This is a genomic window from Roseovarius sp., assembly GCF_030373445.1.
GTDB lineage: Bacteria > Pseudomonadota > Alphaproteobacteria > Rhodobacterales > Rhodobacteraceae > Roseovarius.
Window position 1 is genome coordinate 132,612 of the sequence record NZ_JAUCYU010000014.1, and the last position, 18,743, is coordinate 151,354.

Annotated in this window: 21 protein-coding genes and 1 tRNA gene; 11 read left to right on the plus strand and 11 right to left on the minus strand. The window is 66.3% G+C overall.

Going from position 1 to position 18,743, the window contains the following annotated elements:
* Position 1 precedes the first annotated feature (1 nt).
* The 11 genes from rodA to QUV18_RS21550 form a co-directional block, all read right to left on the minus strand.
* The gene (gene rodA / locus QUV18_RS21500) at positions 2-1,141 is read right to left on the minus strand and encodes a rod shape-determining protein RodA (protein WP_300896201.1); all 1,140 of its coding nucleotides are present in this window, start codon (positions 1,139-1,141) and stop codon (positions 2-4) included.
* Entirely contained in the window at positions 1,138-3,081 is a 1,944-nt protein-coding gene (mrdA, locus tag QUV18_RS21505; protein ID WP_300896203.1) for a penicillin-binding protein 2, read from the minus strand. The genes rodA and mrdA overlap by 4 nt, the downstream gene beginning before the upstream one ends.
* Positions 3,078-3,617, minus strand: coding sequence for a rod shape-determining protein MreD (locus tag QUV18_RS21510; RefSeq protein ID WP_300896205.1), 540 nt, complete (start codon positions 3,615-3,617; stop codon positions 3,078-3,080). Before QUV18_RS21510 ends, mrdA begins: the two co-directional genes overlap by 4 nt.
* A complete protein-coding gene (gene mreC, locus QUV18_RS21515) occupies positions 3,610-4,542 on the minus strand; it encodes a rod shape-determining protein MreC (RefSeq protein ID WP_300896206.1) in 933 nt (310 codons plus the stop codon). The genes QUV18_RS21510 and mreC overlap by 8 nt, the downstream gene beginning before the upstream one ends.
* Positions 4,543-4,688: 146 nt before the next feature.
* Positions 4,689-5,735: a rod shape-determining protein gene (locus QUV18_RS21520; RefSeq protein ID WP_057820969.1), complete on the minus strand. Its 1,047-nt coding sequence runs from the start codon at positions 5,733-5,735 to the stop codon at positions 4,689-4,691.
* 125 nt (positions 5,736-5,860) lie between these two features.
* Positions 5,861-6,661: a DNA-binding domain-containing protein gene (locus QUV18_RS21525; protein ID WP_300896207.1), complete on the minus strand. Its 801-nt coding sequence runs from the start codon at positions 6,659-6,661 to the stop codon at positions 5,861-5,863.
* A gap of 3 nt (positions 6,662-6,664) precedes the next feature.
* Complete coding sequence (locus tag QUV18_RS21530; RefSeq protein WP_300896208.1) at positions 6,665-7,519, minus strand: DUF692 domain-containing protein; 855 nt, start codon at positions 7,517-7,519, stop codon at positions 6,665-6,667.
* Between the two features lie 93 nt (positions 7,520-7,612).
* Positions 7,613-7,876, minus strand: a complete 264-nt coding sequence (locus QUV18_RS21535; RefSeq protein ID WP_300896209.1) for a hypothetical protein — start codon at positions 7,874-7,876, stop codon at positions 7,613-7,615.
* A gap of 112 nt (positions 7,877-7,988) precedes the next feature.
* Entirely contained in the window at positions 7,989-8,885 is an 897-nt protein-coding gene (locus tag QUV18_RS21540) for an ABC transporter permease subunit (protein WP_300896210.1), read from the minus strand.
* A 159-nt stretch (positions 8,886-9,044) separates the two neighbouring features.
* Positions 9,045-10,118 (minus strand): hypothetical protein, encoded by a 1,074-nt coding sequence (locus tag QUV18_RS21545; RefSeq protein ID WP_300896211.1) that lies wholly within the window; start codon positions 10,116-10,118, stop codon positions 9,045-9,047.
* A gap of 194 nt (positions 10,119-10,312) precedes the next feature.
* A tRNA-Thr gene (locus QUV18_RS21550) sits at positions 10,313-10,387 on the minus strand.
* Positions 10,388-10,589: 202 nt separating this feature from the next.
* On the opposite strand from QUV18_RS21550, the gene QUV18_RS21555 reads away from it, so the two are divergent.
* The 11 genes from QUV18_RS21555 to QUV18_RS21605 all read left to right on the plus strand — a co-directional run bounded on the left by QUV18_RS21555 (position 10,590) and on the right by QUV18_RS21605 (position 18,581).
* Complete coding sequence (locus tag QUV18_RS21555; RefSeq protein ID WP_300896212.1) at positions 10,590-10,751, plus strand: hypothetical protein; 162 nt, start codon at positions 10,590-10,592, stop codon at positions 10,749-10,751.
* Between the two features lie 6 nt (positions 10,752-10,757).
* The gene (murA, locus tag QUV18_RS21560; protein WP_300896213.1) at positions 10,758-12,026 is read left to right on the plus strand and encodes a UDP-N-acetylglucosamine 1-carboxyvinyltransferase; all 1,269 of its coding nucleotides are present in this window, start codon (positions 10,758-10,760) and stop codon (positions 12,024-12,026) included.
* The gene (locus QUV18_RS21565) at positions 12,023-12,493 is read left to right on the plus strand and encodes a DUF2948 family protein (RefSeq protein ID WP_300896214.1); all 471 of its coding nucleotides are present in this window, start codon (positions 12,023-12,025) and stop codon (positions 12,491-12,493) included. The genes murA and QUV18_RS21565 overlap by 4 nt, the downstream gene beginning before the upstream one ends.
* Positions 12,494-12,497: 4 nt before the next feature.
* The gene (locus tag QUV18_RS21570; RefSeq protein WP_300896215.1) at positions 12,498-12,983 is read left to right on the plus strand and encodes a GNAT family N-acetyltransferase; all 486 of its coding nucleotides are present in this window, start codon (positions 12,498-12,500) and stop codon (positions 12,981-12,983) included.
* 44 nt (positions 12,984-13,027) lie between these two features.
* A complete protein-coding gene (gene hisD, locus QUV18_RS21575; protein WP_300896216.1) occupies positions 13,028-14,332 on the plus strand; it encodes a histidinol dehydrogenase in 1,305 nt (434 codons plus the stop codon).
* 74 nt (positions 14,333-14,406) lie between these two features.
* Positions 14,407-15,369 carry a LuxR C-terminal-related transcriptional regulator gene (locus tag QUV18_RS21580; protein WP_300896217.1) on the plus strand — a complete coding sequence of 321 codons (963 nt, stop codon included), beginning with the start codon at positions 14,407-14,409 and terminating at the stop codon, positions 15,367-15,369.
* Positions 15,370-15,501: 132 nt separating this feature from the next.
* Positions 15,502-16,494, plus strand: a complete 993-nt coding sequence (locus QUV18_RS21585) for an MBL fold metallo-hydrolase (RefSeq protein ID WP_300896218.1) — start codon at positions 15,502-15,504, stop codon at positions 16,492-16,494.
* Between the two features lie 168 nt (positions 16,495-16,662).
* Entirely contained in the window at positions 16,663-17,142 is a 480-nt protein-coding gene (locus tag QUV18_RS21590) for a UPF0262 family protein (RefSeq protein WP_300896219.1), read from the plus strand.
* A gap of 4 nt (positions 17,143-17,146) precedes the next feature.
* Positions 17,147-17,608: a low molecular weight phosphatase family protein gene (locus tag QUV18_RS21595; RefSeq protein ID WP_300896220.1), complete on the plus strand. Its 462-nt coding sequence runs from the start codon at positions 17,147-17,149 to the stop codon at positions 17,606-17,608.
* Complete coding sequence (locus QUV18_RS21600; protein WP_300896221.1) at positions 17,605-18,000, plus strand: ketosteroid isomerase-related protein; 396 nt, start codon at positions 17,605-17,607, stop codon at positions 17,998-18,000. Before QUV18_RS21595 ends, QUV18_RS21600 begins: the two co-directional genes overlap by 4 nt.
* A complete protein-coding gene (locus tag QUV18_RS21605; protein WP_300896231.1) occupies positions 18,000-18,581 on the plus strand; it encodes a GNAT family N-acetyltransferase in 582 nt (193 codons plus the stop codon). The genes QUV18_RS21600 and QUV18_RS21605 overlap by 1 nt, the downstream gene beginning before the upstream one ends.
* The last annotated feature ends 162 nt before the right edge of the window (positions 18,582-18,743 follow it).

Below are 18,743 nucleotides of genomic sequence, written 5' to 3' on the forward strand. Positions count from 1 at the left end.
ATTACCTTGGTCTGTGGATATGGGCGCTTTGCACGAGGCCGAAGCCCAGCATCAGGATCAGCATGGCGGAGCCGCCGTAGCTGACCAGCGGGAGCGGTACGCCGACCACGGGGGCGAGGCCCATCACCATCGACATGTTGACCGCGAAGAACAGGAAGAAGGTGATCGCCACGCCCAGCGTGAGGAGCGAGGAGAAGCGGTCTCGGTTGGTCATGGCCGAGGAAATGCAGAACACGATGATGAGCGCGTAGAGCGCCAGCAGCGAGACCGCGCCGACGAAGCCGAATTCCTCGGCGAGGGTGGTGAAGATGAAGTCGGTATGCTTCTCGGGGAGGAAGTTCAGCCGCGACTGGGTGCCCTGCATGAAGCCGCGCCCCGTCCAGCCGCCGGAGCCGAGGGCGATCTTCGACTGGGTTATGTGGTAGCCCGCGCCGAGCGGGTCGGTGGAGGGGTCGAGGAAGGTGTCGATGCGGCGGTACTGGTAGTCGGCCAGCATCTGCCAGTCGGTGCCGCGGCTGCGGAACACCGCCGTGATCAGCCCGCCGATGGCGGCGATCACCACGGCGAAATAGGCCCAGTGGACGCCGGCGAGAAACATCAGCGCGCCGCCGCCCATGATCAACAGGATCGAGGTGCCGAGGTCGGGCTGGCGCAGCACGAGCGCCACCGGCACGATGATCAGGATCACCGGGAAGATCACCCAGAGCGGGCGGGAAAGGCGCGACATGGGCAGCCAGTCGTAATAGGCCGCGAGCACCATGATCAGCGTGACCTTCATCAGCTCGGAGGGTTGCAGGCGCATGACGCCGAGGTCGATCCAGCGCTGGGCGCCCTTGCCCTCGGTGCCTACCAGTTCCACCGCCACCAGCAGGATGACCGACACGAGGTAGGCCAGCACGGACATGTTGCGCCAGAACCAGATCGGCACCATGCCGATCATGAACATCGCCACGAAGCCGAGCGCGTAGCGTTTCATCTGCGGCTCGGCCCACGGGTTGAACGAGCCGCCGGCGACCGAGTAGAGCATCAGGAAGCCGATGCCCGCCACCGCCGTCAGCAGGATCGCGAGGCCCCAGTTGAAATAGAGCACCTTGCGGATGCCCGCCGGCGTGGTCTTGACCGTGTACTCGAGATAGCTCATGCGCGGTCGCTTTCGTCACCGGTGGGGCCGGGGCGGTACTGGCGCAGTTGCTCCTGCTGGGTCTGGATGCGGCCGCGGTCCTTCGAGGGGTAGGCCGAGAGCGGCGGATCGCCGCCGTAGAGCGCCTGCAGGGTGATGTCGCGGGCGATGGGGGCCGCCACGGACGAGCCGCCGCCGCCATGTTCGACCACCACCGCGACCGCGACCTTGGGGTTGTCGAAGGGCGCGTAGTCGACGAAGAGCGCGTGGTCGCGCTGGCGCCAGGGCAGGTCCTCGTTGCGGCGCACGCCGGAGGCGCGCTCGCCCGAGGAGATGTTGCGCACCTGGCTGGTGCCGGTCTTGCCGGCCATGCGGAAGGCATCCTCGATGATGCGGCTGGAATAGGCCGTGCCGCGCCGGTCGTTGGAGACGGCGAACATCGCCTTGCGGACCTCGCGCAGGCTGTTCTCGTTGATGCCCAGCGACGGCCCCACGCCCGAGGGCTGTTCGACCCCGTCGATCGACTTGATGACCCGCGGTTTCACCTCGCGCCCGGTGGCGATGCGGGCCGACATCAGCGCCAGTTGCAGCGGCGAGGCCAGCACGAAGCCCTGCCCGATGGAGGCGTTGACGCTGTCGCCGACCACCCATTCGGCGTCGCGGTTGATGAGCTTCCATTCCTTGGTGGGGGCAAGCCCCGCGGCGACCGAGGTGAGGGGCAGGTCATGCTCGATGCCCACGCCCAGCTTGCGGGCCATCTCGGATATCTTCTCGATGCCCACGCGCAGGGCCATGTCGTAGTAGAACACGTCGCAGCTTTCGCGGAGCGAGCGGTGCAGGTCGACATTGCCGTGGCCGGCGCGCTTCCAGCAGTGGAAGCGGCGGTTGCTGACCTCGAGATGGCCGGGGCAGTAGACGGTTTCAGTGAGGTCCAGCTCTCCGGCCTCGAGCGCGGCCAGCGCGACGACCATCTTGAAGGTCGAGCCGGGCGGGTAGATGCCCTGGACCGCCTTGTTTGGCAGCGGGCGATACTCGTTTTCGAGCAGCGCCTGGTAATTGGCGACGGAGATGCCGCGCACGAAGAGGTTGGGGTCGTAGCTGGGGGTCGAGGCGCAGGCGAGCAGGTCGCCGGTTTCGCAGTCGATCACCACGGCCGCCGCGCTTTCCTCGGAGAGCCGGGCGTGGGCGTAGGTCTGGAGCGCGTTGTCGAGCGAGATCTGGATATCCTTGCCCGAGGTGCCTTCCTGCCGTTCGAGTTCGCGCATCACCCGGCCGGCGGCGTTGACCTCGACCCGCTTGGTGCCGGCCTCGCCGCGCAGCAGCTCCTCGCGCTTGGCCTCGAGCCCGATCTTGCCGATCTGGAAGCGGGGGATCAGCAGCAGGGCGTCGGGCGCGTCGATCCGCTCGAGGTCGCGGTCGCTGACCGGGCCGACATAGCCCACGACATGGGCATAGGCCTCGCCATGCGGGTAGCGGCGGGACAGGCCCACGTCGGGCGTGATGCCGGGCAGGGCGGGGGTGTTGACGGCGACGCGGCTGATGTCTTCCCAGCTGACGCGGTCGGCGATGGTGACGGGCGTATCGCCGCGCAGGCGTTCGAGGTCGCGGCGGGCGCGCTCCAGCTCCTCGGGGTCGAGCGTGACCAGCTTTGACAGGCGGGCGATCACGTCCTCGACGTCGCCCGCTTCCTCGCGGACCATGGTGATCCGGTAGCTGGGCACGTTCTCGGCGATGGTCATGCCGTTGCGGTCGAAGATGCGGCCGCGGGTCGGCGGGATCAGGCGGATGTTGATGCGGTTCTCGTCGGCGAGCAGGCGGAACTGGTCGGCCTGCTCGACCTGGAGATAGCGCATCCGGAGCGCCAGCGCGCCCACGAGGCCGGACATGCCCCCACCGACGATCAGCCCGCGGCGGGTGATCTTGCGGTAGCTTTCGGCGCTGTCGCGTGTCGGGCGTCTCATGAGCCGGGCCTCATCGCGTCAAGTTCGCCCGGCGCGACCTTGCGCACGCCGAGCAGGGATTGCGAGACCAGCACCACCAGCGGATAGGCGATGAGGGTCATGAGCATCTGCATCAGGCTGAGGCCCAGCGGCGCCTGGTCGACCATCATCACGCCGAGGATCAGCCGGTAGCCGATGGTCATGGCCGCGAGCGTGGTGGCGACGCTGACCCATTCGACCGGGAAGGTCAGGTCGCGCAGGTCGGGGGCGCGGGCGCGGAGCGTCTGGCTGCCGATCAGCACCAGCGCCGCCCAGAGGCCGGGCGGGCGGTGAAACAGCAGGTCGCAGAGCAGGAAGATCGCCGCCACCAGCAGGGGCGGGACGAATTCGGGCCGTCGCAGGCCCCATGCGAGCGTGAAGGCGAGGATGAAGTCGGGCCCCGCCCAGCCGCGCGGCAGCGTGTCGAGCGGCAGCAGGCGCAGGAAGACGAACAGCGTGCAGATGCCGACGAAGAGGGCGCGCATGGCCCAGAGATATGTCTGGCTGCGCTCAGCCATCGGCGGGCTCGGCTGCAATGGCGCCGGTGGCGGCGGCCTCGGGCGTGACGGGGTTGGGGATCGGGCCGAAGGGGGTGACGAGGCCGCCCGGGTCGGTGATCCGCTCGTCGCGCCAGTTGCGCAGGACGCGGAGGAATTCGAGCCGCTCGTAATCGGCCGAGAGGCGCACGCGGAGGCGGCCGCCGGGATCCTTGGCGAGCTGGCCCACGTGCAGCCCGGCGGGGAAGACCCCGCCATCGCCCGAAGTGATCAGCCGGTCGCCGGGGCGCACGCGGTCGGGCGCCTCGATGAAGCTGACGGTGGGGGAGGGAGTGTTGTCGCCCGAGACCAGCGCCTGCTGGCCCGAGGGTTCGATGGTGACGGGGATGTGGCTGGAGGTGTCGGTGAGCAGGATCACCCGCGCGGTGTTGTCGCCCACGCCCGAGATGCGCCCGACGAGGCCGAGGCCATCCATCGCCGCCCAGCCGTCGACGATGCCGTCGCGGGCGCCCACGTTGATCAGCACCGATTGCCGGAAGGGCGAGCCGCTGTCGGCCAGCACCACGCCGGTGACGAAGGTGAGGCGCGGGTCGAGCTGGACGTTGTTGAGATCGAGCAGGCGGGCGTTTTCCTGTTCGAGCTGGAGCGCGGCCTCTTTCCAGGCCTTCATCTGCTGCAGCTCGCGGCGGAGTTCCTGGTTCTGCTGGTAAATGCGCTGGTAGCTCTGGAAGTCGTGGATGATGTTGACCGCGCCGGTGACCGGCGCCATCGCCCAGTCGAAGCTGGGCACGACTCGGTCGATCACCTGGGCGCGGAAGCGTTCGATGCGGGGGCTGTCGATGCGCCAGATCAGGAACAGGCCGAGCAGGCACAGCAGAAGCACGCCCACCAGAAGGCGCCTGAGCTGGCCGGAATAATCCCCGTCCTGGTTTCTGTCCTTTGCCAACGGCTGCCCCTTCGTCAGACAGGTGGATGGCGTGGAGTGGCCGGAACGTCAGCCGGTCTGCGGCATGGGCTCCGGTCCGCCTTCTACATCAATGGGTTCGCGGCGGTCCGCGCCGGTCTTTCCGGTCGAGGATAGCGCAGATCGCCTTAGCTGTCGTAGTCTATCGCGTGTCGGAGCTGTTTTTCAAACTCCAACGCCTTGCCGGTGCCGAGGGCCACGCAATTGAGGCTGTCATCGGCTATCGAAACGGCAAGGCCGGTCTGTTCGCGCAGGGCGAGGTCGAGATCGCCCAGAAGGGCGCCGCCGCCGGTGAGCATGACGCCCCGGTCGACGATATCCGCCGCGAGGTCGGGCGGGGTGGTCTCGAGCGCGGTCATCACCGCCTCGCAGATCGCCTGGACGGGCTCGGCCAGCGCCTCGGCCACCTGGGCCTGGGTGATCTCGGTTTCCTTGGGCACGCCGTTCAGCAGGTCGCGGCCGCGGATCTGCATCGAGGTGCCGCGCCCGTCATCGGGCATGCGGGCGGTGCCGATCGAGGTCTTGATGCGCTCGGCCGTCGACTCGCCCACCAGCAGGTTCAGCTGGCGGCGCAGGTAGTTGATGATCGCCTCGTCCATCCGGTCGCCGCCGACGCGGATCGAGCGGGCGTAGACGATGTCGCCCAGCGACAGGACGGCCACCTCGGTGGTGCCGCCGCCGATATCGACGACCATGTTGCCGGTCGGGTCGGTGATGGGCATGCCCGCGCCGATCGCCGCGGCGATGGGTTCGGCCACGAGGCCCGCGCGGCGGGCGCCGGCGGAGAGCACCGACTGGCGAATCGCGCGTTTTTCCACCGGGGTGGCGCCGTGCGGGACGCAGACGATGATTTTCGGTTTCGAGAAGGTCGAGCGCTTGTGCACCTTGCGGATGAAATGCTTGATCATCGCCTCGGCGGTGTCGAAATCGGCAATCACGCCTTCGCGCATCGGGCGGATCGCCTCGATGCTGCCCGGTGTCCGGCCCAGCATGAGCTTGGCGTCTTCACCGACGGCGAGCACTTTCTTGACCCCGTCCTTGACGTGGTAGGCCACCACCGAGGGTTCCGACAGGATGACGCCGCGACCCTTGACGTAGACCAGCGTGTTCGCAGTCCCGAGGTCGATCGCCATGTCCGACGAGAAAAGCCCGGGGATATTACTGAAGATTGACATCTGCGCCTGCTGATCCATCGCCCAATTGATACCTTGGCCGCCGAGTCGCGAGCCCGGAAGCCGTGTGAGTTATAGAGTGGGTGCGGCACGGGTGAAAGGGGCAGTTTTCAAAGGGGTGAGCGTTATTATGCCGGATCGCGGGCCGTGGCGCGGCCCATGGCGGAGATCATGCCGTTTTCGAGCCAGCCGCGAAGATGGGCCGCCATGCGCGCGGCGGTGGTGTCGGGCTCGTCCAGCATGGCGGCGGCCTCGCACAGGCGGGCGAAGTTGTGGCCCTGTCGGGCGAGGTCGAGCAGGGGGCCTTCCCCGCCGGTCAATTCCGCGTGATGGCTGTTCAGGTCGCGGCGCCACGCGACGATCCACCGCAGGTCCCGGGCCCTGGCGGGGGGCGGCGGGGTATTCCCGGCGCGGAGCGCGCGGAAGATGTCGTAGGCGTTGGTCTGCATCGGCAGGAGGGCGAGCGAGGGGTGGAGGGTGAAGACCGTCGCCTCGGGCTGGTCGGCGATGGCGGCGAGGTCTTCGGGCGTGGCCACGGGCGCGTCGGGCGCGTCGAAGGCATCGCGGATGGCGCGTTCGAGGCGGGCGATCTCGGGCAGGGCGGGGATCTGGGCCGCGATGGGTTGCCCGGCGAGGTATTCGGGCAGGGCGTGGCCGATCCAGCGGGCATTGCGCGAGGTCGAGGGGTGGGCGCGGAGATAGGATGTGGCGAGGTCGCGGAAGGCCGTGTCGCCCATGAAGCTCCAGAGCGTGTCGTAGTCTTCACCAAGGATGTTGACGAGGCGGATTTCGTAGGCGTTTTGGTAGACGGCGAGGCGGCTTTCGGCGGTGGTGCCTTCGGGCACGGAGAGGCTGTCGAGACTGGTGGACTGGCGGTGGAGCACGTCGTTCTGCAGCGCCGCCTGCAATTCCGCGAGGGTGCGGGCCATGGATCAGGCGACCTTGAGCTGATCGGGGGCGAGGGTGTCCCGGGCGATCTGCCGGGCGCGGGCAAGCTCGGCCAGCAGCTCGGACAGGGGCGGGATGTTGTCGTCGCGCTCGATCATGGTGGAGACGGGGCCGAAATGGCCGATGGCGCGGCGGTAGAGCTCGAACACCTCGTCGCAGACCGGCTGGTCATGGGTATCGATCAGGCAGTCATTGCCCTCGCTGTGGCCGGCGAGGTGGAACTGCACGACGCGGTCCGTCGGGATCGCCTCGATGAATTCGGCGCCGTCGAAGCGGTGGTTCTGCCCCGAGACGAAGACGTTGTTCACGTCGAGCAGCAGCCAGCAATCGGCACGGCGGGCCAGTTCGCCGACGAATTCCCATTCGGTCATCTCGGATTCGGCGAACTCGATGTAGGAGGATACGTTCTCGATGGCGATGCGGCGGCCGAGATGGTCCTGCACGCGGGCGATGCGGGCGGCGATGTGGGTCAGCGCCTCCTCGGTATAGGCGACGGGCATCAGGTCATGCAGGTTGATGCCGTGCACGCCTGTCCAGCAGAGGTGGTCGGAGATCCATTTCGGCTGAACGTGATCGGCGAGGGATTTCAGACGGTCCAGGTAGGCCCGGTCGAGCGGGGAGGACGAGGCGATGGACATCGACACGCCGTGCATCACCAGCGGGTAGCGTTCCTTCACGCGGTCGAGCATGTGGCGGGGGCGGCCGCCGGCCTCCATGTAGTTTTCCGAGATGATCTCGAACCAGTCGACGGGCGGGGGCGTGTCGGCGTCGAGGATCTCGGCGTAATGCTGGGGCCTGAGGCCAAGGCCGAAGCCAAGGAACGGGGGGCGGTCGACCATCATGCTCCTCCTGTCGTGGTGCGGGGCAGTGTAACGGCAAACCGGGCCCCTGTCCGCACTGGAAGAGGCCCGGTGGAATTGCCCTGTGACGGATCAGCTTTCGACGGTGCCGCCGGCCTCGTCGCATTCGGCCTTGGTCATCGACAGGAAGCCTTCGCCCTTGCAGGAGTTCTGGCCGGCGCAGGAGTTGCTGGCGGTGGCGCAGTCGCTGGTGCCCTTGCAGCTGTTGACGCCCATGCAGTGGATCTTGGCCTCGTCGGCGGCGGCGGCCGTGGGGGCAAGCGCGGCGGGGCCGGACAGGGCAAGGGCGAAGGCGGCGGATGCGATGGCGGCGCCGGATCTGGTGGTATGTTTCATCGTTAAGCTCCTCTTCTTTGTACGATGGATCGCAAACCGACCATCGGGCGGAAGGTTTGTAACGGGCAACTAAACTTATCGTTACGTCGCGTAAGGTGGGGGTGAGGCGTGGTTACCGCTGGATGTCCCAGGCGGGGCCGTAACTCCGGAAGCTGGGCACAAGGGGCCGCCCGGAACGGCGCTGCAGCCAGTCGACGAGGAGGGAGACCGACGTGGTGAAAACCACGATGAGGACGAGAATGTAGATCGGGATGAAGTCACCGAAGGTGAGCAGGGTCATGTTTTGAACGGCGGTGGCCCCGATGGACGCCAGCGGATAGGGCACGCCCATGCCGAAGAACGACATCGCGACCTCGGTCAGGAAGGCGATGTTGAAGACGATGCCGAACATGGCCGCCAGAAGCACGCCGTCGTTGCGGAGGAGAGCGGTCACGAGGCGGAGCATGGGCAGGCGGGAGGCCGAGGCGGCGAGGGCGTAGCGCTGGGTGGCCTGCATGGTTTCGGTGCTGCACAGCCGGAAGACCCGTGGCGCCAGCGCCAGGGTCAAGGCCGTGACCAGGGCCGGGCCCGACGGGGGGAAGACGGCGATGATGAAGAAGGCCCAGTAGAAGGCCGGGAAGGTCGACAGGGTCTGGGCCAGGAGGAACAGGATGGCGGAGGGCCATGCCCCGAGGGCCGTGGCGAGCGCGCTGGCGGCCACGCCGATGCAGAGCGACAGGACGGCCACGGCAAGCGCGAGCCCGACGCTGTTGCGCAGGCCGTAGATGATGCGCGTCATGAAATCCCGCCCGTAGGCATCGGTTCCGAGAAGGTGGGTGTTGTCGGGCGGCTGGAAGGGCTGGCCCACGATGTCCGTCTGGCCGAACGGCGCGATCAGGGGCGCGAGAGCCGTCACGAGCAGGACGGCGAGCGTGATGGCCAGGGGGATGGCGACGGCGAAACGGGCCGAGGGGCGGATGGCGTCGGGATGTGGGTGATGGAGGGGGGTTTCCCGAAATAACCGTTTCATGCCAATGCCCTGCCCTCTTTCGGGAAGTTTAGGCGCAGGCGGCCGGCAAGTAAACCTTGGGCGGGCGTTGGGCGGCGGTGGCGGGTTGTTTTCCGGGTGCCAGAGGGTGGGGGAAGGGACGCGGCAATCAGCATGCGGCGTCTAAACAGAGATATGCCGTCACCAGATGTACGCGTCGCGGTCAAACCTGTATTCGAATGGAAAGACGGACGCATACTCCGACTTGCCACCTGGATTGCCATCTCCTTGATCTGGAGCGACCAAGGCTCTCGGTGGCAGAGGCGGCTTGTTTCCAAAGCGATCAGTGGTCACCAAATGATGATGTTCACCAATCTTCCTGCCGGATTTGAGAAATTCGGGCCAAACCTCCTGGTAAGCTCTTCCCACACAAATCGTATGTGCCTCATGATCGGGTAGACCATACCAACACCAACCACCCCGATTGTCGGTTTGCACGATCTCCGCGTACACAACATCGAAGGTTATGCACAACGACTCGAAAAGAGATTTGAGGCGGTCAAGATTTGCTGGATGTGTGAACAGTTTTGGACGGAGCTCAAAGCACACGCGGCACAGCAGAAATTCTCGACGGACAAAATGTTGTGGGTGGTATCTCTCGAACGTCTTTTTACAGGGAACATCCAGGAAAATGTGTCCGAAAGGCGATCTGGATTTCATGAAGATATCCGTTTCAGTCTTGAAGGATGAAACCAGTTCCGAGACGTCGCCGTCTTCGACTTTGCCTTGCAATGGTTCGTAGTAGCCGAACCTTGCCGGAGCGGCTTCAGGCATCAAAAGAGAAATCTCCCGAAGCAACTGTTCAAATCCACTCTCGTAGAATTTCTCGCCGCCCTCGAAGTAGAATGACATCCAGCCACTGTCGTTCGGCTGAATTGCCTTTTCCTCCAGCTTCCCGGATTTCGTTGGCGTTTCAAAATGCTCGGTTTGCAGGTCAATCAGAACGCCCTTTGTTTCAAGGACAATTGCGCCAAGCCATGAATCAACGGCAGCTCGATCGGATGACGTGTGATTGCCTTCTAAGCTGATCCTGAAGAGGATACGCTTCTTGCCCAAGACGGGTAGATAGTTGGCCGGTATATCCTCTTCTTCCACGACATCCGGGCCATCAACGCGAATGTATTTTCCGACACTGGTTTGTGGCGGATCAAGTGTCAGCTTTCGGCTCGTATAAAGCTCGAAGTCATAGCTCAAATTAACCGCCTCGCTTTCCATATACCGGATCAGTGTCTTGCAACTCGAATATACCCTGCTCCACAGGATGCGTGAGCGCCAAAAGCAGTCATTGACAACAGGAATTTGGACTGCACGGACGTCCGCACTGCGGCTATTTCGGCACAGGGTGCCCCTGTCGGACGCATCGCGTCGGATGAAGGCTGCGGGGCAGTCCGGCAATTTTCGGGAGGGACTGGTGCTGCTGGGGAGGATTGAACTCCCGACCTCACCCTTACCAAGGGTGCGCTCTACCACTGAGCTACAGCAGCCTCGTCGATGGCGGGCCTCTTAGACCGTTCCGCGGCCCCGCGCAAGGGCTATCTGGCCGGGTTTTCGTACCGGTTTGCCGCAATGCCGGGAAAAACCGCCGGGGCGGGATTTCACGGGGCGCCGTACCGCATTATATGACTGGCTTCTGGTTTCGCCGGCTTGATTTCTCGGGTACAAAGCGGAACACAGTAGGACGGCACGATGACGAAAAAGACCCCCGACAAGGCCCGCCCCGCCGGAAAGGACAGCCGCGAAGACCGGCTGAAGGCCGCGCTGAAGGCCAACATGGCGCGGCGCAAGGCACAGGTGCGGGGCAGAAAAAACGCCGCCGGGGCGGACGAGGCAGACAAGGACGAGGGATAGGAACCGATGGATTCGATACTGGTAAGGGGCAATGGCCAGCTGAACGGGGATATCCCGATCGCCGGGGCCAAGAATGCCTGTCTGACGCTGATGCCGGCGACGCTTCTGAGCGAGGAGCCGTTGACGCTGACCAATGCGCCGCGGCTGTCGGATATCCGCACGATGAGCCTGTTGCTGCAGAGCCTTGGCGCCGAGGTGATGAGCATGCAGGAGGGCAAGGTGCTGACCATGTCGAGCCATGCCCTGAAAAGCCACGTGGCCGATTACGACATCGTGCGGAAGATGCGCGCCTCGATCCTGGTGCTCGGGCCGCTGCTGGCGCGGGACGGGCATGCGGTGGTGTCGCTGCCCGGCGGCTGTGCCATCGGGGCGCGGCCGGTCGACCTGCACCTCAAGGCGCTGGAGGCGATGGGCGCGGAGCTGGAGCTGAAGGACGGCTATGTTCACGCCAGCGCCAAGGGCGGGCTGAAAGGCGGCGTGGTGGAGTTTCCGCTGGTGTCGGTGGGGGCGACGGAAAACGCGCTTCTGGCCGCGACGCTGGCCAAGGGCACGACGGTTCTGAAGAACGCCGCGCGGGAGCCGGAGATCGTCGACCTGGCGCGCTGCCTGCGCCGGATGGGCGCGCAGATCGACGGTGAGGGCACCAGCGAGATCACCATCCAGGGGGTCGACCGGCTGAACGGCGCGACGCATCCGGTGGTGCCCGACCGGATCGAACTGGGCACCTACATGCTGGCGCCGGCCATGTGCGGCGGCGCGGTGGAGTGTCTTGGCGGGCGGCTTGAGCTGGTCGCGGCGTTCAGCGAGAAGCTGGACGAGGCCGGCATCTCCGTCGAGGAGACCGAGCGCGGCGTGAAGGTGTCGCGCGGCAACGGGCGGGTGAAGGCGGTTGATGTGACGACCGAGCCGTTTCCGGGCTTTCCCACGGATTTGCAGGCGCAGATGATGGCGCTGATGTGCATTGCCGAAGGCACGAGCGTGCTGGAGGAGAAGATCTTCGAGAACCGCTTCATGCACGCGCCCGAACTGATGCGGATGGGCGCGAGGATCGACGTGCAGGGCGGCACCGCGAAGGTGACGGGCGTCGAGCGGATGAAGGGCGCGCCGGTGATGGCGACGGACCTGCGGGCGTCGGTCTCGCTGATCCTTGCCGGGCTGGCGGCCGAGGGCGAGACGCTGGTCAACCGGGTCTACCACCTGGATCGCGGCTACGAGAGTGTCGAGGAGAAGCTGGGCAACGTGGGCGCGCAGATCGAAAGGGTGAAGGGCTCGTGAGCGATGACGCGAGATTCGAGGACGGGCGCGAGGCGCCGCTGAACCTTGGCGCCTTCGACCTGGAGGATTTGCAGGTTCTGTCGTCGCTGGTGCAGGATGCCGTGTTCCCGGTGACCGAGATGGCGTGGCGCCCGCGCGAGCGGCGGTTTGCCCTCCTGCTGAACCGCTTCCGGTGGGAGGATGCCGGCCGCGAGCGGCACGGGGCCGAGCGGGTGCGCTCGGTTCTGGCGGTGGATCATGTTCTGAAGGTGGCGAGCCAGGGCATCGACCGGGGCGACAAGGACACGATCCTGTCGGTGCTGACGGTCGAGTTCGAGCCGGGCGAGGACGGCACCGGCCACGTGCTGCTGACGCTGGCGGGCGACGGGGCGATCCGGCTGGCGGTCGAGGCGCTGGAGGTGACGCTGAAGGACGTGACGCGGCCCTACAAGGCTCCCTCCGGCAAGGCGCCGGAGCACGGGGACTGACGCGATGAGCGAGGTGCGTGCCGCCCGGCCGGAGGACGCGGTGGAGATCAGCGCCGTGCTGATCGCCTCGATCCGGGAGCTGTGCGCGCCCGATCATGAGGGCGACGCCGCCGCCATCGAAGCCTGGATTGCCAACAAGACCCCCGAGCACGTGGCCGTCTGGCTGGAAGGCGCGCACGGGGTGCGCGTGGCGGTGGAGGGCGAGGAGATCGTTGCCGTGGGCGCGGTTTCGGGGTCGGTTTCGGGCGGGGGCGAGGTGCTGCTGCTCTACGTGGCGCCGGAGCATCGCGGCCGGGGTCACAGCGCCGCGCTATTGCAGGTCCTGGAGGCGGAACTCGCCAACGCCGGGCACACGGAGGCGACGCTTGTCAGCACCAAGACGGCGCATGGCTTCTACCTGTCGCGCGGCTGGCGCAATGACGGGCCGGAGGTGGATTGCTTCCGCACCCGGGGCCAGCCGATGAGGAAGGCGCTGGGCGGCGGCCCTTGAGCCCCCGGCGGGGGCCGTTTAAGGGTTCCGCGAAAGGATCTGCCATGCCCCATTTTCTGAACGCCAACGATGCCGGTTTCGAGGAGGCTTTCGCCGCCCTGCTGGGCGCCAAGCGGGAAGAGGCGCAGGATGTGGACGAGGCCGTGGCCGCGATCATCGCCGATGTTCGGGCGCGGGGCGATCAGGCGCTGATCGACCTGACGGCGAAGTTCGACCGGATGGAGCTGTCGCCCGACCGTCTGCGGTTCACCGCCGCCGAGGTCGACGCGCTGGTGGCGCAGGTGTCGCCCGGGGACCGCGCGGCGCTGGAACATGCGGCGGGCCGCATCCGGGGCTATCACGCCCGGCAGATGCCCAAGGACGAAAGCTGGACCGACCCGGAGGGCGCGACGCTGGGCTGGCGCTGGACGCCGGTCTCGGCGGCGGGTTTGTATGTGCCCGGGGGGCTGGCGTCGTATCCGTCGTCGGTGCTGATGAACGCGATCCCTGCCAAGGTGGCCGGGGTGGAGCGGCTGGCGATCACCGTGCCCACGCCCGATGGCGTGGCCAACCCGCTGGTGCTGCTGGCGGCGCGCATTGCCGGGGTGGACGAGATCTACCGCGTGGGCGGCGCGCAGGCGGTGGCCGCGCTGGCCTATGGCACCGAGAGCATCGCGCCGGTCGACAAGATCACCGGGCCGGGCAACGCTTACGTGGCGGCGGCCAAGCGGCGGGTCTTCGGGCGGGTCGGGATCGACATGATCGCGGGGCCGTCGGAGATCCTGGTGATCGCCGATGCCGAGAACGATCCGGACTGGATCGCCGTGGACATGCTGAGCCAGGCCGAACATGACGAGAGCGCGCAGGCGATATTGATCACCGACGATGCGGGGTTCGGCGAGCAGGTGAAGGCCGCGGTCGAAAAGCGGCTGGAGACGCTGGAGCGGCGCGAGATCGCGGGGGCGAGCTGGCGCGATTTCGGCGCGGTGATCGTGGTGCCGGACCTGGAGATGGCGGCAAAGCTGGCGGACCGGATCGCGCCCGAGCACCTCGAGCTGTGCGTGGCCGATCCCGAGGGGCTTTCGGGCAAGATCCGCCATGCCGGGGCGATTTTCCTGGGCGCCTGGACGCCCGAGGCGATCGGCGATTACGTTGGCGGGCCGAACCACGTGCTGCCGACGGCGCGGTCGGCAAGGTTCTCCTCCGGGCTGTCGGTGATGGATTTCCTCAAGCGGACGACGCTGGCCAAGATGACGCCCGAGGCGCTGAAGGCCATCGGGCCGGCGGCGGAGCGGCTGGCGATTGCCGAGAGCCTGGAAGCGCACGGATTGAGCGTTCGGGCGCGGCTGGACCGGCTGAACGAGGGCTGAGGCCCGCGCCACGTTGCGCGAAAAGGATTGCCGTTGCTAAGATACCCGGGGCCGAGGCCCACGGGAGAAAGGGCATGGATCAGCCAAGACCGGTCATTCCGCCGGAGACGATGGCCAGCTGGCAGAGCATCGTCGACCTGATCGCGCGGCTGGCGGAGGTGCCGGCCAGCCTGGTGATGCAGACGCGGGCGCCCGATCACGCGGTGCTGGTGACGAGCGCGAGCGAGGGAAACCCCTACACGGTCGGGCAGAATTTCGTGCTCAATGAAAAGCTGTACTGTTACGGCGTCATGAAGAATGACGGCGAGCTGGTTGTCGAGGATGCGACCTGCGAGCCGGACTGGGCGGACAATGACGACATGGAGCACGGGATGAGCTTCTATGTCGGGCTGCCGCTGAAGTGGCCCGACGGGGGGCTTTTCGGCACGATCTGCGTGCTTGACCGGCGACGAAACCCGCAGGCGCTTCTGTTCCGGCGGGGCTTGCAGGAGTTCGCCCGGGTGATCGAGGCCGACCTGGAACGGCTGACCGAAATCGCCCGGCGACAGGCGCTGGAGGCGGCGTTGCAGCAGACGCTGGACACGCTGGAGCAGCGGGTCGCCGATCGCACCTCGGAGCTGGAGGAGGCCAACACCGCGCTGCGGGTGCTTCTGGCCAATGTCGAGCGGTCGCGGGAGGAGTATGACGAGAAGGTGCTGCGCCAGATCAAGGGGCTGGTGATGCCGCACCTGGGCCGGCTGCGGCGGCGGCTGGGCGGCGATCTTGCGGCGGCGGCCTACCTGGACCTGGCCGAGGAAAATCTGGGCGACATCACGGCCGCCATGTCGGGGCAGCTGACCACGGTCTTCGAGAAGCTGACCCCGACCGAGCAGGAGGTCGCGCAGATGGTGATGCGCGGCCAGACCACCAAGGATATCGCGCAGACACTGGCGCGCGAGCCCAGTACGATCGAGTATCACCGCAACAACATCCGCCGGAAGCTGGGCCTGCGCCGCAGCGGCCAGAACCTGCGGAGCCTGCTTTTGTCGATCCAGTGAAACCATGGGGGTGACCCCCATGTTATGCCCCGGGTTTTCCCATACGCGCGGATCGGCTTTCCGTTGCTACCCTGACCGTCCCGGGCCACGCCCGGCGCAGAACAAAGACTTCGATCAACAGGGAGCAATTTCATGGAAAAAGAAGATCTCAATCTCGAACCCGTCCTGCTTCACGGTGAGCGGGACGACCTGTCGCCGGGACTGTCGCGGCGATCGTTCTTCATGGCCGCCGGGGCGGCGGGCGTGGGCGGCGCAGCTTCGCTGCTGGGCGGCACGGCGGCGCGGGCGCAATCGACCGACTGGACCCAGCCGGGCAACAACAATGGCGTGATCGAGCTGCAGAAGACCACCGGCAGCATGGTCGAGGGCGACGTGGCCATCGACTATTACGGGCATTGCGCGCTCAAGTTCACCTCTCCCGGCGGGGCGACGGTGCTGTTCGACCCGTTCCGGGATGACCCGTCGGGCGCCTGGGGGATGTGGTTCAAGAGCGAGTTTCCGGAAACGCCGGTCGATATCTGCATGTCGACCCATACTCATTTCGACCATGACGCCATTCACCGCCCGGTCTCGACCATGGTGCTGGACCGGATGGTGGGGAATTTCGAGTTCGCCGACCTGAAGATCACCGGTTTTGCCGACAAGCACGCCTGCGTGGCGCCGGGCTGGTACAGCTGGACCGACGCGCTGGCCGAGTTCGGGGCGAATGCCTGCCCGCCCGACAATGTGAGCCACATGGACATGGTGGTCTACCTGGTCGAAACCGGGGGGCTGCGCACGCTGATCTGGGGCGACAACCGCCACAATCCGCCCGAGGAATTCTGGGAGGCCGTGGGCGAGGTCGATATCCTGACCCTGCCGGTCGACGGGTCGATGCATATCCTGAGCTACGAGATGGGCGATGCGATTGTCGAGCGGCTGAAGCCCAAGGTGGTGATACCGACCCATTACCTGAACGAGACCACCAGCTACACGCTGACCACGCTTCAGGATGCCGACGAATGGGTCACCGGTCAGAAAAGTTACCGGATGCTCGACAATGGCAGCCTCTCGCTGAATGCGGGCGAGGTGGCGGGGATGGACCGGGAATTCCTGTATTTCGGCCATAACGCGCTGACCGCCTGAGGCTTTTCGGGTGCCAGGCAGGGCAGGGGCCCGCCGCGCCGCAGCGTGGCGGGCCTTTTCATCCGCCACACCGCCGCAAAATCGCCATGCCCCGTCGCTTGGCCGCATTGCCGAGCCGGTTCGGCTGGGCTAGTCAGGGCCACGCGAACAGACGGAAAGACAGTCATGATGAGCCGCATCTGCCACATCGAGCTGGACGACGCGAACCTGCCGCCGCCCACGCCGGAAATCGAACAGGAGCGCAAGGTCGCCATGTTCGACCTGATCGAGGAGAACTCGTTCACCCTGCCCAAGCGGGATGACCGGGTCGTGCCCGAGGGACCCTATCGCGTGGGCCTGTCGATCCGCGAGAAGCGGCTGGTCTTCGACATCCGCACCGAGGAGAACGAGCCGGCGGCCGAGTTCCACCTGTCGCTGTCGCCCTTCCGGCAGGTGGTCAAGGATTACTGGTCGATCTGCGAAAGCTATTTCGACGCGGTCAAGAACCTGCCGCCCGGCCAGATCGAGACCATCGACATGGCCCGCCGCGGCATCCACAACGAGGGCGCCCGCGTGCTCGAGGAACGTCTGGAGGGCAAGGCCGATGTCGACAGCGACACCGCGCGGCGCCTTTTCACGCTGATCTGCGTTCTGCATTTCGGGGGCTGACGCCGTGGCGCAGGAGCTTCCCCAGTCGGTGCTCTTCTGCTGCGACCACAACGCCGTGCGCTCGCCGATGGCCGAGGGCGTGATGAAGAAGCTCTACGGCACCGACACCTACGTGCAGTCGGCGGGCGTCAAGGGCGACATGGATATCGACGGCTTCGCCATCGCCGTCTGCCGCGAGCTGGGGGTCGAGCTTGACCGCCACCGCACCAGAAGTTTCGACGAGATGGAGCAATGGGGCGACGACCTGTCGTCGTTCGACCTGATCGTCGCGCTCAGCCCCGCCAGCCAGCGCAAGGCGCTGGACCTGACGCGGCTGTTTCACCTCGACGTGGTCTACTGGCCGATCATGGACCCGACCGGCCTTGGCGAAACGCGGGAGGCCAAGCTGAACGCCTATCGCCAGACACGCGACCAGATCATCAAGCACCTCAAGGACAGATGGGGCGACCCGGGGATTGGATTATGAACGAGACCGTCAAAGCCTATTTCGATGCGTTCAACAACGGCGACACCGCCGCGATGCTGGCCTGCCTGGCCGATGACGTGGCGCACCACGTCAACGAGGGGCAGGTGCGCGTGGGCAAGGAGAAGTTCCGCGCCTTCTGCGACCACATGAGCCGGTGCTACCGCGAGGAGCTGACCGACATGGTGATCTTCGAGGCCGAGAAGGGCACGCGGGCCGCCGCCGAGTACGTGGTGAACGGCACGTATCTTCAGACCGACGAGGGGCTGCCGGAGGCCGAGGGGCAGAGCTATCGCCTGCCCGCCGGGTCGTTCTTTTCGTTGCAGGACGGGCTGATCACGCGGGTCGTCACCTATTACAACCTCGCCGACTGGACGCGCCAGGTGTCACGGTGATCCGCGTCGAGCGGCTGACGGGTCAGTCGCTGGCCGAGGCGCTGGACGACGTCGCGCGTTTGCGGATCGAGGTGTTCCGGGCGTGGCCGTATCTCTATGACGGGGATGCGGGGTACGAGGCGGAGTATCTCCAGACCTACCGCGAGAGCGCGGATGCGATCCTCGTGGGGGCGTTCGATGGCGACCGGCTGGTCGGCGCCTCGACCGGCACGCCGATGGAGGATCACGCCGAGGATTTCGGCGCGGCCTTCGCCGGGCAGGGCATTCCGCTGACGGATATCTTCTACTGTGCCGAAAGCGTGCTTTTGCCGGAGTACCGGGGCCACGGGCTGGGGCACCGGTTCTTCGACGCGCGCGAGGCGCATGCGCGGGCGCTGGGGCGGAGGTATTGCGCGTTCTGCGGGGTGGTGCGGCCGGCGGATCACCCGTTTAGGCCCGCGGATTACCGCCCGCTTGACGGGTTCTGGCGCAAGCGCGGCTACGAGAAGGTCGAGGGCGCTGTGGCCGAGTTCCGCTGGAAGGATCTCGACCGGGAGGAGGAGACGGCGCATCCGCTGCAGTTCTGGATGCGCCGGCTGTGAAGGGGGGTCCCCGGGATGCAGAAAGGCCCGCCTTTTTGGCGGGCCTTTTTCTTTGGCGCGTGGGTTACTGGCTCAGTAGCACTGCCAGACGGTGACCCAGTTGCCCCAGTAGTCGTAGACGGTGATCCATTCGCAGTAATAGGCGGTGTCGACGGCGGCTTC